The sequence below is a fragment of the Patescibacteria group bacterium genome (genome assembly GCA_023380635.1).
In the GTDB taxonomy this organism is placed as follows: Bacteria; Patescibacteriota; Microgenomatia; order JAMCZE01; family JAMCZE01; genus JAMCRP01.
Genome location: JAMCRP010000001.1, coordinates 291,332 through 304,136, shown reverse-complemented (window position 1 = coordinate 304,136; position 12,805 = coordinate 291,332). Strand labels below are relative to the sequence as shown.

Genomic DNA, 12,805 nt, shown 5'->3' with positions numbered 1-12,805 from the left:
AGTTTAGCGAGTTGACAATTTTAACTTTTTAGCAATAGCCTCAGCTGCAAGGTCATAGAAGCGCCTTTTTTCCTGTCGGGTGTTGTCACTGAACTTAACTTCCTGCCCGAGAAGGCCGTCAGTACAAACTATTCTCCCCAAGGGTATCGGTCTGATTTCCAGTTCGCTTAACGGCTTTTGACTGTAGTATACCCATTCATCAGTCAGCTTTCCGTTTCGCCAAGCTGGCCGGTTTACCTGTGAAGAATTTTCTATCGCTGCTGCCGTGGCTTCCTGGACAAAGGTGTCCAAGTGGACTCTTTTTAGTGACATTGTCTGCGTGAGTCCAGTTTTAAAATTATCAACAATGGTATTTTCGCCAACATTACCCTCAATTGCATCACCTCTGGTAATGAGTACAACTTGGTGTTCATGAATTATTCCAAGAGGAATAACGGCCGTTTTCTCAAAAAGTGGATTTTGCCGTTTCAACTGCAGGTAGTTATTAACGACCCGGATAATCTTTTGAGCAATGTCTCGAGCCAAGGGCTTATGAGGAGAAAACATCCACATTTGTGAACCTTCGGTCTCATCAAAAGCGGCTAGTTTGGGATGCTTAAGGAGTTCTTCAAGGAGTTCTGTTTCCAGGTTGGGACGGGGTAAGGAATTGAGCCGATTGGTCAGTTCAGAAATGATGAGTTCGTGGCCAAGAGAGCCGGCTTGGGCGTAAGCGGGATTGACTTCGGTGGGAACTGTGTATCCGCCGGCCCGCAGGATGTCCGTATAGGATAATTCAATAGTTTCTGAAGATTTTTCCTGAACAATGTTTAAAAAATTGTGTCGGCGGACGAAAACCTTTCCGGGGCTATAAATAGAAGGGGAAATTTGACTTTTATCAATGAATTGCTGGAAATCGGCTAAAGATCGATTGGTTCTCTTTTTAAACTCTTCTGATTTATCTGTCATCAAATGGTAAAATAGGCAGACTGATGCTTAATTTTCTCAATAAGTATATAAACGCAAATGACAAGGAAATCAAGAAGCTAATTCCGATTCTAGAGGAAGTTAATCGCTTGGAAACTGGAACTAAGAAAATTAAAGATAATGATTTTGCGCAAAAAACTGCAGAACTAAAAAAACAAGTCGCTAACGGAAAAAGCCTTGATGAACTTTTACCTGAAGCATTTGCTTTAATTCGGGAAGCGTCTTTCCGGGTAAATAATCAGCGGCCATTTGATGAACAGATCATGGCCTCAATTGTGCTGCATCAGGGAAAGATTGCCGAACAGAAGACCGGAGAGGGTAAAACCTTAACCGCCGCAATCGCGCTTTATCTTAACGCGCTAGCGGGCAAAGGAACCCATTTGGTTACGGTGAATGATTATTTAGCCAGGAGTCACAGTGGCTGGATGGGGCCAATTTTTCATTTGTTGGGGTTATCCACTTCGGCAATTATCCACGATACTTCATTTATATACGACCCGGAATTTACTGACGAAAAAGCAGCGGATTGGCGATTGCGGCATTTGCGGCCGATTTCGCGCCAAGAAGCCTACGCGGCGGATATTACTTATGGTATCAACTCCGAATTTGGTTTTGATTATCTGCGGGACAATATGGCCCGAAGCGCGGGAGAACTGGTCCAGAGAGGATTTTATTTTGCGATTGTTGACGAAGTCGACTCAGTTCTAATCGACGAGGCTCGCACTCCGCATATTATCTCTGCGCCTCAGGAAGAAGCCACCCAAAAATATTATGAATACGCCCAGCTGGTAGAAAAACTAACCCCGAAACTGGACTATGTCATTGATGAAAAATTGCGAACCGCCCATTTAACTGACCACGGAGTTGGCAAGATTGAACAACTTTTGGGTACAAAAGATATTTATGAGAAAGATTTTTCTACAGTTCACCATATTGAGGCCGCTCTGAAGGCCAAAACTCTTTACCAAAAAGAACGCGACTATATTGTTCGGGATAATCAAGTGGTCATTGTCGATGAGTTTACCGGGCGACTCATGCCGGGACGGCGCTGGAGCGAAGGTATCCACCAGGCGGTGGAAGCTAAGGAGGGTGTCCCGATACAGCAGGAGTCAAAGACGCTAGCTACCATTTCTTTGCAAAACTATTTCCGTAAATATGAAAAAATTGCCGGCATGACAGGCACAGCCGCTACGGAATCCGAAGAGTTTCATAAGATTTATAAACTGAATGTGGTGGTCATCCCGACACATAAGCCAATGGTCAGAATTGATCAGGCAGACCAGGTCTATAAAACCCAACGGGCTAAGTATGCCGCAATTGTTCATGAAATTGAAGAGATGCACAAAATCGGTCGGCCGGTTTTGGTTGGCACGACTTCGATTGACCGCAACGAGATTATCTCTCAGTTTCTGCGCCATAAAGGCATTCCCCATCAGGTTTTAAATGCTAAGCAGCATGAGAAAGAAGCGCTGATTATTACCCAGGCTGGCACAAAGGGTGCGGTTACGGTGGCCACAAACATGGCGGGCCGGGGTGTTGACATTCTTTTGGGCGGCAATCAGCCAAGTTTTGAAGATGGACGGCCAATGGTGGGAACAAAGGAGTGGAAGCAATGGGAAAAGGATCATGATGAGGTTGTAAAACTCGGCGGTTTGCATGTCATCGGCACTGAACGGCACGAATCCCGCCGGATCGATAACCAGCTGCGTGGTCGGGCGGGACGGCAGGGTGATCCGGGTTCCAGCCGTTTTTTTCTGGCGCTGGATGATGACATTATGCGTCTATTTGGCGGGGACCAGGTGGGAAAACTGATGACTTTCTTTAATATCCCCGAAGATCAGCCGCTGGAACACGGGATGGTGAACCGGGCGATTGAGCAGGCTCAGAGTAAGGTAGAGCAGTTTAATTTCGACTCACGCAAACACCTGCTGGATTATGATGATGTCATGAATAAACAACGGGAAATTGTTTACGGACTGCGGCGCAAGGTTCTGGACGATAATTTTAAGAACGAGAGCAAACAGTTTATTCTCGATAAGATTGATAAAGAAATTGCGACTATGGTCGCTTCCTACTCCGGCAACTTTGAGGATGACAGCACGGCTAAACTTGTCGAGGAATACGCCACGATTATTCCGTTTGACGAGAATTCCCGCAAAGAAATCGTTAAGAAACTTTCTCTAGGAGGAGAGACAGTGGAAACCTTACAGCAGATTGCCCGTGATGTTTATGACCACCGGGAAAAACAGATGGGCGTGGAAATTTCCCGTTACATTGAACAGCAGGAAATGCTACGGGTTATCGATACTCTCTGGATGGAACACCTGGAAGCTATTGATGATCTTCGCGAAGGCATCGGGCTACGCGGTTACGGCCAGCGGGACCCCCTGGTTGAATATAAATCGGAAGCTTTTGACATGTTCGAAAAACTGATGGCGGCCGTTGACAGCGAAATTGTCCACCGGATCTATAAAATTGCTGTGGCCACACCGGAACAGATTGCCCAAATGCAACAGGCGGTAACTAACGCTGCTCAAGTGGAGAACATTGAAGGCGGAGTGAAACAAGAGGAAAAGACGCTGACAGATACTAGCAGAACTGGACAGGCATTGACAGGTAGCAAACTAAATACAACTGTGCCTCCAAAATCAGATCACAGTAAACTGGGTCGTAACGATCCCTGCTGGTGCGGGAGCGGCAAGAAATACAAGCGCTGTCATTATCCTAATTAGCTTCTTTTAAGAATTATAAATCTGTTTCTTTCAAACCGGTCTTTTTTTATTTCTCCGCTGAAACTTTCCGGAAGATCAAAGACTTTCAAAGTGTGGGTATCATCAATTTCCAAAACGGCTAAACCACCGGGCTTGAGGCGAGTTGGCAACTGTTTAATCAATTGATTAATTAAAGTGGCGCCGTCGGGACCGCCGTCGAGAGCTAAGTGGGGTTCATATTTTCGTATCGCAGCTAGTAGCCGAGAAATTCTTTTCGAAGGAATATAGGGCAAGTTGGCGACGATAACATCAAATAGCAGGTTAACAGGATAGCCGGATAGCAAGTTAGATTTTAGGATAATAACGTTTTTGGTTTGAATGTTTTGGCGGGCGATAGACAAGGCCTCGTTGGAAATATCTGAGATATAAACAGTAGCCGCGGGATATTTCTCCGCCAGGGAAATGCCCAGACAGCCGCTGCCGGTGCCGACATCGGCAATCAATTTAGCATTAGCGGGAACCTGCTCGATAATTTCTTCAGTTTCAATCCTGGGGATCAAGACGGCGGGCGAGACAATAAAGTCTCTTTTATAAAATTTTGCTAAACCTCTGGTATACTCGGGCGGCATGAAACTTCTCACCCGGGCATTTTACAATAAACCGGCGGATATTTTGGCACCGGAGCTTTTGGGAAAATATTTAGTCCGCGGAAATCAGAAGCTGAAAATAACCGAGACTGAGGCCTATTTGGGGCCACATGATCTGGCAGCCCACAGCCGGTTTGGCCGAACAAAAAGAACGGAAATTATGTTTGGCCCGGCAGGCCGCGCTTACATTTATATGATTTACGGGATGTACTATTGTCTTAATGTGGTGGCCGGACCTGACGGCGCGGCGGTGTTAATTCGGGGGGCGGGAGACATTTCCGGACCGGGCAGGCTTTGCCGAAGCTTAGGAATTACTACCAAACTTAACGGAGTGGATATGACTGTCGCCGGCCCTTTATACATTACTGAAAGAGAGGATGTCGGCCGGCAGAAAATAAAAATAACCCCGAGAATTGGGGTGGATTATGCAAAAGAGTGGAAAGACAAACCCCTGCGATTTGTGTTAACATAATCTTTGTGAAGAGATTAAGCAAATATCTGCTATCAGAGTTTAAAAAAGCCAACACCCTGCCGAAAAATTTTTCCTATTTTTTTACTGGTTCCGGTTTTTTCCTGATCTTCTTGGTGATACTGGCTTTGGAAGCAAAAAGGGTCTTTGGTAATTTTGATGAGCAAACAACTTTATATCTCCAGTCCGTCACTCCCAGAACCCTGGACATTCCTTTGTCGATATTGTCGCTTTTGGGAAGTTTTGAAGTGACCACTCTCCTGGTTCTCCTTCTGGCCTTATGGGTTTTCCGAAGAGAAAAGAAGATCTTTTTTGCCCTGGTCTTTTTCGGAGTAATTTTAATGTTTGAATTCATCGGCAAACTAGGCCTTTATCACCCTGGCCCACCGCAAAATTTCTTTCGATATACTTTGCCTTTCTCTTTTCCTACTTCCTATGTGTCGACTAACAGTTCTTTTCCTTCCGGTCACGTCAGCCGGACCTTATTTTTAATGGTTGTTAGTTCATTTCTGATCGTCCGATATCTTAAGGTCCGTTGGGTGACGGTTGCTGCCGTTTTGTACGCGCTGGTGATGATTGTTTCTCGCATCTATCTTGGCGAGCATTGGGCCAGCGACACACTTGGCGGATTATTTTTAGGTTTGGCGATGGGCTTTTTTGCCGTCAGTTACTTCTAAAAACTTATGCTGGCCTTCGGTATCTTTCTTCGGCAGATTAAAAATCCGTTGTTAATTATCTTGGTTGTTGCAACGGTAATCTCTTTTACGGTGGGGGAAACAACCAATGCGGTCATAATCTTTCTTCTTATCGTCTTGTCGATCCTGATGGGTTTTTGGAACGAGTTTAGCGCGGAACGGACAGTCAGAGATCTTCTGAAAAGAATTTCCCTGATGGCAGTAGTCGTGCGAAACGGGATCAAACAGGAAGTGCCGGTAAAAAATCTCAATCCTGGAGAGGTGGTTTTTCTTTTCCCTGGCTGTGTGGTTCCGGCGGACATTATCTTAACGGAGTCGGACAACCTGGAAGTAGACGAATCGGCTTTGACCGGAGAAGCGGCGACCATTGCTAAGAAAAACGGCGACCCGGCGTTTATGGGAACAACGGTAATTCGCGGGTCAGCCCAGGGAAAAATTACGGCGGCCGGATCCCAGACCCGCTTTGGAAAAATCTCGACTAAATTGGAAGCCAGTCGACCACAGACCAGTTTTCAAAAAGGTTTAAGCGGTTTTAGTCTGTTTCTGGTTCGGGTAGTAGTGGTGATGGTAATTATCACCATTACTATTAATAGTCTTTTAGGTCGGTCTTTTATCGAATCGGTGCTATTTTCCCTGGCTATTGCCATCGGGATTACTCCGGAACTATTGCCGGTTATTATTACCGTTAGTTTATCTCATGGAGCTGGCAGATTGGCTAAAAAAGAAGTAATCGTTAAACAGTTGGTGGCTATCGAAAATTTGGGAAACATGGATATCCTCTGCACAGATAAAACCGGAACTCTGACAGAAGGGAAAATATCTTTAACCGGGTACTTTGACGCTAACGGAACCAAAAATGATCGGATTTTGGATCTGGCTCTGCTTTGTAATGGCGCAATTGTCCATCACCGGATTTTTGGTGACCCAATTGACAGTAGTATCTGGGCATTTGCTCATAATACTAACTATCATGTACCGGAAAAATATGAAAAGGTCGCCGAGGAGCCGTTTGATTATGGTCGGCGGGCGATGCTAACCGTTGTTGAAGGTCCGTCCGGGCGAGAGCTGATTTATAAAGGAGCGCCGCATGAAGTATTGGAGTTTTGCCGTTTAACACCACAAAAAAGGACAGTTTTGAGAAAGAGGATTGTTGCCCTGAACGAAGCGGGTTTACGGGTAGTAGCTGTAGCGACAAAATCTATCGAAGATAAACTACACTACAGTTTTGCAGACGCCAAAAGCCTAAGCCTGGCAGGATTTTTGACTTTCGCCGACACCCCGAAGCAAACGGCTAAAGTTTCCATTGAAAGGCTGGCAACCGCCGGAGTAAAAGTGAAAATTATTACCGGTGACAACGAAGTCATTACCCGGAAAGTTTGCCAGGAAATCGGGATTCCGGTTAAAGAAATTTTGACCGGTCCCCGGATTGAAGAAATGGCTGACGGGGAACTTCGGGAAAAACTTCGGGAGTTGGATATTTTTGCCCGGATGACACCGGAACAAAAACTTCGGATTGTTAATCTGCTTAAAGCCAACGGACACTGCGTGGGCTTTTTGGGAGATGGGATTAACGATTCTTTGGCACTGCACAGTGCCGATGTGGGAATTTCCGTTAACAGCGCGGTGGATGTGGCCAAGGATGCGGCGTCGGTAGTCCTGCTACGTAAAAGCCTGGCGGTAATTGCCGACGGAGTGGTTGAGGGGCGCAAGATTTTTGCCAACACTGTCAAATATATTCTCATGGGAACCAGTTCCAATTTTGGTAACGCTTTTTCGGCGGTCGGCGCGTCATTTTTCCTGCCGTTTTTGCCCATGACCGCTTCCCAGGTGCTGTTGTCCGATTCGCTTTATGATGTTTCCCAGCTTTCAATCTCTTCGGACAATGTTGATCCGGAAGGTTTGCAGCGCCCCCAACACTGGGATATGCGAACAATTCGGAAATACATGCTGGTCTTTGGACCGATTAGTTCAGTTTACGATTTTTTAACCTTTGGTATTCTGCTCTTTTTCTTCAGAGCGGCTGGTTCGCTGTTTCAAACCGGATGGTTTGTGGAATCACTGTTAACTCAGGTTCTGGTTGTGTTTATTATCCGGACCCGCAAAATTCCCTTTCTGCAAAGCCAGCCAAGCGCAGGGATGGTTTTAACCTGCGGCGGCATGGCCCTGACGGCTCTAATCATTCCCTTTACACCATTGGCTCACCTTTTTTCTTTCGTTTCCCTGCCGTTTATCTTGCTGGTTGTGTTATTATTGTTAACGGTAACCTATTTGTTTTTAGTCCAGACTGTTAAAATGCGCTTAAATGCCCAATCTTAGCACAGAAACCAAAGTTTTTATTGCGATTATTGCCGGCACGCTAATCCTTATTGGCGGGGTGGCTTTTTTGTCCGGACAGGGAAACAGCAGCTCAGGATCAACGGCGGCAGCTCAGGTGGTGGATACCAGTATTTTGGTTCGGCCCGACTCTCATTTTCTCGGTCCGGAAAACGCTAAAGTCACTATTGTGGAATTTTCTGATTTTGAATGTCCGGCCTGCCAGGCGGCTCAGCCAGCCGTGGCACAGATGCTGGATACTTATAAAAATAGCAGTGTCCGGTTTGTTTATCGTGAATTTCCCTTACCTTCTCATCAATACGCCTTTTTAGCGGCGGAAACCGCTGAAGCAGCGGGGTTGCAGGGGAAGTTTTGGGAAATGCACGACGCGCTGTTTGCTGCCTTCGAATCATCGCCGGACTACGCTTTTGATAAAGATAAAGCTATTGGCTTGGCTCAAAGTTTGGGGCTGGATACGGCTAAATTTGCGGCTGATTTAGATTCCGATGCTATACGGCAAAAAGTGTTAAATGATCAGGCTGATGGTAATAAAGTGGGAATTGACGCTACTCCGACATTCTTTGTTAACGGTACTAAGTTTACCGGCGGCCAGAGTATTGATCAGTTTAAGCAGGAAATCGACTTTAGATTAAAGTGAGCCACCGCAGTAGGTTATCCCGAGCGATAGCTAGGGATCTCCAAGGTAAGATATAATGTCTTCGTTTATGGATGATCTGCAAATAAAAGCTAAGAAAATTTTAGAGAAACTTAATCCTGATGAAAAAAGGCGGGAAGCGCGGAGACTGGAAGCGGAAATGGAAAAGCCGGAATTCTGGCAGAACCGGGAAGCGGCCACGGAAAAAACCAAAAGGCTGGCACAACTTCAGGAACTAACAAATAAATTGGAAAAACTGGATAGAGGGGAAATATCTGAGGAATTGGTGCAAGAACTGGAGACTTTACTTTATCTTTCCGGAAAATACGACACTTCTAACGCAATTGTCGCTATTCATTCAGGCCAGGGAGGGGTTGAGGCGATGGACTGGGCCCAGATGCTTTACCGAATGTATACAAAATTTGTTCAATCACAAAATTGGAAGCTGGAAGAAATTGAGTACGAACCGGGTTCAGAAGCGGGAATTAAGACAGTTGCCTTCGAAGTAATCGGCTCAAATATATATGGTTTATTAAAGCATGAAGCTGGAGTCCATCGGCTGGTCCGGCAATCGCCCTTTAATGCCGATCATTTAAGACAGACGTCCTTTGCTCTAGTTGAAGTTATGCCGGTATTTCAGGATACGACAAGTAGTGAACAGGGAACAATCAAGGAGGAAGATCTGGTCTGGGACTTTTTTAGAAGCGGCGGGCATGGCGGCCAGAATGTTAATAAGGTCAGTAGCGCCGTTCGCTTAACCCACAAGCCGACGGGTTTAGTCGTAACTTCCCAGAAAGAAAGAGACCAATCGCGTAACCGCGAGATTGCCATAAAAATTCTTAAGGCCAAACTGCTGGCTCTGGAAGAAGAGAAAACTAAAGAAGAAGCTGCCCGACTCAAAGGTGTTCATCTGACACCGGGCTGGGGAAATCAGATTCGTTCCTATGTCCTGCACCCGTATCATTTAGTCAAAGACTTGCGCACAGATTATGAAGAGTCCGATACTGACGCCATTTTAAATGGCCGCCTTGACAACTTCATCCAAGCCGAGCTACACTTCTTTGCATAGTTAAATGCGGATGTAAGTGAAATGGAAGAAATAAAAACCAGCAGACCGGCTCAAAACGACGAAACTCCGATTATTCGACCGCTAAGCGGTCAAACCAAAGGTGTCCCAAGGATTGATTCGGCAAGGATGGACAAAAAAGTTTTACTGATCCTTCTGGTCCCGATTCTCTTGGGTTTGCTATCCGGCTATTTTCTCTATCGCAAAAATACTGACGGAACGGTCCGATTGGCCGGAAAAAATGTGGAAGTGGTCCAGACACCGACAGAGGAAGGAGTCAAAGATGCTTCGACTTTCAAAGACACAGCCACCGGCACTTTGCAGGAAAATGACGGCAAGATTACTAATGAGGGAACGCATGTCCTTGTCCGGGATGGTGGTCCGTCACAGAACGTTTATCTGACTTCCTCGGTTATCGATTTATCCAAATATGTCGGTAAAAAAGTCCAGATCTGGGGCGAAACTTTCCAGGGACAGAAGGCGGGCTGGCTCATGGATGTGGGCCGGATTAAAGTTTTGTAATGAATGATCAAACTCGACTCGGTTACCAAAAAGTTCCCCGATGGTACCACAGCCCTCGACGATATTAATCTGGAAATTAATGATGGAGAATTTGTCTTCCTGGTTGGACCGAGCGGAGCCGGAAAAACTACAATTTTACGGCTGATTCTGCGTAACTTTCTTCCCAGCTCCGGCCAGGTTCAAATTGACGAACATGATCTCAAAAAAATAAACGGCGGAAAGATTATTCAGCTAAGGCGCAAGATTGGTTGCGTTTTTCAGGACCTGAAACTGTTAAACGACAGAAGTATTTTGGAAAATGTTGCCCTGTCGCTTTGGGTTTTAGGCAAAAACGCCAAGGAAGTCGATACTGAAAGTCGGGAAAAGTTGGAGCTGGTAGGCCTGAGTCAGAAAATTAATTGTTTTCCGGCTCAGCTTTCCGGCGGCGAACTCCAACGGGCGGCCATTGCCCGGGCGCTGGCCGGAGACCCAAAGTATCTCCTGGCAGATGAGCCGACAGGTAATGTTGATGATGAAAACGCCTGGAAGATAGTTAAAATTCTGGAGCAAATCAACGATAATGGAACCACGGTAATCATGGCGACGCATAATCCCGAGATTGTGGATAAGCTGAACAAACGAGTGGTTCGGCTCAAAGACGGGAAAATTATTTCGGATAAGAAAGGAAAGTATCGCGAATGAAACATCAGATGTCTGTCACCTGGCAGCACATGAGACGTAGCCCCTATCAGGCAGCAGCGGCTATTATGATCATGACTCTGACCAGCTTTGTCGGGCTGGTTTTCTTGCTTTTGTCTCTGGGTTCGCATCAGCTTTTGAGTTACCTGGAGCAAAAACCTCAAGTTATTGTTTTCTTTAACGACACGATAAACAACCAGGATCAGGTGGCCGACACCGTTTCGGCTTTACAGGATACCGGTAAGGCCGCCAGCATTCAGTTTGTTTCCAAAGAGCAAGCTCTGGAAATTTATAAAGAGCGCAATAAAGCTGACCCGATGCTTTTGGAACTGGTTACCGCCAATACCCTGCCGGCCAGCCTGGAAGTTTCCGCAAAAAATGTTTCTGATCTGCCCCAGCTTTATGACATCTTAAAGAGCGCTCCGAATGTTGAGGATATTTCCTACCAGAAAGATGTTGTCAACACCTTAATTGGTGTTCTGGACAAAATCCGTAAAGGCGGTTTGGGCCTAATTACTTTTCTTGTAGCCACTTCGCTGTTTACGATTTTAACTATAATCGGGATGAAGATTGCGCTGCGTAAAGAAGAGATTGAGGTGGAGCGGCTGGTAGGAGCTTCCAGTGGCTATATTCGTCTGCCGTTTCTGCTGGAAGGGTTTTTCTACGGCTTTTTCGGAGCTCTGTTTTCCTGGTCAGTGCTTTACGCCTTGCTTTATTTCTTAACACCCTATCTTCTGCCTTATTTTGCCGGGATCTCGCTGCTGCCGGTATCTCCGATTTTTATGCTGGAAATCTTGGGCGGAGCCGTAATCTGCGGAGGACTGGTCGGGATCACCGGAAGTTTTCTGGCAGTATGGCGCTACTTAAAAGGCTAACTTGCTTTCTGCTATTAATATCGGCATTTTTTCTTGCCCGGAGTATTGTTTTGGCTGACGATTCCTGCGTTTCGCTTTCCGGCCAAAGCAAGGTTGACTGCTATACCCAAAAGATTTCTGATACCCAAAGTCAGGAGAAAACCCTCTCTTCCCAGATTGACTTAATTAACACTAAAATTTCCCGAACAAAATCACAGATTACTGTTACTCAGGATAAATTGGATCGACTAAATGAAAATATTGCCAGCGTTACCGGAAAAATCACGGTTTTGGAAGGCACCTTAAACCAGGTAAGCGACATTTTGGCTAACAGAATTGTCCAGACATATGTCGAGGGCCGCACTGACCCGGTGCTGTATTTACTCTCGGCCTCGGATTTTCAGGATTTCTTTCAGCGGTTTGAATACATGCGTATTGTCCAAAAGCACGATAAACAGGTAATGGTTCAGATGGCTGCCAGCCGGAAGAACTATAACGATCAGAAAACGGAACTGGAGCAAGTAAAAAAACAACAGGAAATTCTTTCGGCTCAGCTGCAATCTCAAAAAATCGAGCTCGATCACGAAAACCGCGACAAACAGCAGCTTTTAACTGAAACGCAAAATGACGAGTCGCGTTATCAGCAGCTTTTGGCTCAGGCAAAAGCGCAACTGGCAGCTTTTAACTCTTTTGTAAACCTGGAAGGCGGCGACAGTTTACTCTCCAATCAGACGAAATGTGATGATTGGGGTTGCTACTACAACCAGCGTGATAGCAGTTGGGGAGCAATGGCCCTCAATCATACCGGTTACACCTTGGCCAACAGCGGATGTCTTGTGACTTCGATGGCAATGGTGATTACCCATTATGGTCATAAAGATGTTACGCCGGTAACCATCAATAATGATTCCTCAAATTTCGCGATTTATTATCCGGCCTTTTTGAATAAAACTATTAATGCCGGCGGATCGTGGCGGCGTGAAGGAATTTCCTATTCGCAAATTGACGGCGAATTATCTTCAGGTAAACCGGTTATAGTAGGAATCGGGGCCGGGCCGTCTCACTTTGTGGTTTTGGTCAGCGGTTCAAATGGAGATTACAAAATGAATGATCCTTATGTCGAAAACGGCAAAGACATTTCTTTCACTTCCAAGTACTCGATTAACAGTATTTCAGAAATTGATACGGTCCGTCAGAATTAAGCTTCCGATATTTGCATTTATGTTGGTCAT

12 protein-coding genes are annotated in these 12,805 nt (G+C 45.8%); 10 read left to right on the top strand and 2 right to left on the bottom strand.

Annotated elements, in window-relative coordinates:
• Positions 1-3: 3 nt before the first annotated feature.
• Complete coding sequence (locus M1403_01685) at positions 4-945, bottom strand: hypothetical protein (GenBank protein MCL4397720.1); 942 nt, start codon at positions 943-945, stop codon at positions 4-6.
• A gap of 23 nt (positions 946-968) precedes the next feature.
• Here M1403_01685 and secA point away from each other — a divergent pair, with 23 nt between their 5' ends.
• Complete coding sequence (gene secA, locus M1403_01680) at positions 969-3,695, top strand: preprotein translocase subunit SecA (GenBank protein MCL4397719.1); 2,727 nt, start codon at positions 969-971, stop codon at positions 3,693-3,695.
• On the opposite strand, the gene M1403_01675 is transcribed toward secA, so the two are convergent.
• Entirely contained in the window at positions 3,692-4,315 is a 624-nt protein-coding gene (locus tag M1403_01675) for a peptide chain release factor N(5)-glutamine methyltransferase (GenBank protein ID MCL4397718.1), read from the bottom strand. The genes secA and M1403_01675 overlap by 4 nt on opposite strands.
• Here M1403_01675 and M1403_01670 point away from each other — a divergent pair.
• The 9 genes from M1403_01670 (at position 4,302) to M1403_01630 (ending at position 12,775) form a co-directional block, all read left to right on the top strand.
• Positions 4,302-4,793, top strand: coding sequence for a DNA-3-methyladenine glycosylase (locus tag M1403_01670; GenBank protein MCL4397717.1), 492 nt, complete (start codon positions 4,302-4,304; stop codon positions 4,791-4,793). The two genes, M1403_01675 and M1403_01670, sit on opposite strands and share 14 nt — an antisense overlap.
• 5 nt (positions 4,794-4,798) lie before the next feature.
• The gene (locus M1403_01665; protein ID MCL4397716.1) at positions 4,799-5,467 is read left to right on the top strand and encodes a phosphatase PAP2 family protein; all 669 of its coding nucleotides are present in this window, start codon (positions 4,799-4,801) and stop codon (positions 5,465-5,467) included.
• A gap of 6 nt (positions 5,468-5,473) precedes the next feature.
• Entirely contained in the window at positions 5,474-7,801 is a 2,328-nt protein-coding gene (gene mgtA, locus M1403_01660; protein MCL4397715.1) for a magnesium-translocating P-type ATPase, read from the top strand.
• Positions 7,788-8,456, top strand: a complete 669-nt coding sequence (locus M1403_01655) for a DsbA family protein (protein ID MCL4397714.1) — start codon at positions 7,788-7,790, stop codon at positions 8,454-8,456. The genes mgtA and M1403_01655 overlap by 14 nt, the downstream gene beginning before the upstream one ends.
• Before the next feature lie 67 nt (positions 8,457-8,523).
• Positions 8,524-9,522: a PCRF domain-containing protein gene (locus M1403_01650; protein ID MCL4397713.1), complete on the top strand. Its 999-nt coding sequence runs from the start codon at positions 8,524-8,526 to the stop codon at positions 9,520-9,522.
• 21 nt (positions 9,523-9,543) lie between these two features.
• On the top strand, positions 9,544-10,041 hold the full coding sequence (locus tag M1403_01645; GenBank protein ID MCL4397712.1) for a hypothetical protein: 498 nt from the start codon (positions 9,544-9,546) through the stop codon (positions 10,039-10,041).
• Between the two features lie 3 nt (positions 10,042-10,044).
• Positions 10,045-10,722, top strand: a complete 678-nt coding sequence (gene ftsE, locus M1403_01640) for a cell division ATP-binding protein FtsE (protein MCL4397711.1) — start codon at positions 10,045-10,047, stop codon at positions 10,720-10,722.
• Positions 10,719-11,594: an ABC transporter permease gene (locus M1403_01635; GenBank protein MCL4397710.1), complete on the top strand. Its 876-nt coding sequence runs from the start codon at positions 10,719-10,721 to the stop codon at positions 11,592-11,594. Before ftsE ends, M1403_01635 begins: the two co-directional genes overlap by 4 nt.
• A complete protein-coding gene (locus M1403_01630) occupies positions 11,573-12,775 on the top strand; it encodes a C39 family peptidase (protein MCL4397709.1) in 1,203 nt (400 codons plus the stop codon). Before M1403_01635 ends, M1403_01630 begins: the two co-directional genes overlap by 22 nt.
• Positions 12,776-12,805: the final 30 nt, after the last annotated feature.

Excerpts from the sequence above, each read along its gene's own strand:
- secA (MCL4397719.1), top strand. The coding sequence starts at position 969 with ATGCTTAATTTTCTCAATAAGTATATAAACGCAAATGACAAGGAAATC.
- M1403_01685 (MCL4397720.1), bottom strand. The coding sequence starts at position 945 with ATGACAGATAAATCAGAAGAGTTTAAAAAGAGAACCAATCGATCTTTA.
- M1403_01630 (MCL4397709.1), top strand. The coding sequence starts at position 11,573 with ATGGCGCTACTTAAAAGGCTAACTTGCTTTCTGCTATTAATATCGGCA.
- M1403_01635 (MCL4397710.1), top strand. The coding sequence starts at position 10,719 with ATGAAACATCAGATGTCTGTCACCTGGCAGCACATGAGACGTAGCCCC.
- M1403_01650 (MCL4397713.1), top strand. The coding sequence starts at position 8,524 with ATGGATGATCTGCAAATAAAAGCTAAGAAAATTTTAGAGAAACTTAAT.
- ftsE (MCL4397711.1), top strand. The coding sequence starts at position 10,045 with ATGATCAAACTCGACTCGGTTACCAAAAAGTTCCCCGATGGTACCACA.
- M1403_01645 (MCL4397712.1), top strand. The coding sequence starts at position 9,544 with ATGGAAGAAATAAAAACCAGCAGACCGGCTCAAAACGACGAAACTCCG.
- M1403_01655 (MCL4397714.1), top strand. The coding sequence starts at position 7,788 with ATGCCCAATCTTAGCACAGAAACCAAAGTTTTTATTGCGATTATTGCC.
- M1403_01670 (MCL4397717.1), top strand. The coding sequence starts at position 4,302 with ATGAAACTTCTCACCCGGGCATTTTACAATAAACCGGCGGATATTTTG.
- mgtA (MCL4397715.1), top strand. The coding sequence starts at position 5,474 with ATGCTGGCCTTCGGTATCTTTCTTCGGCAGATTAAAAATCCGTTGTTA.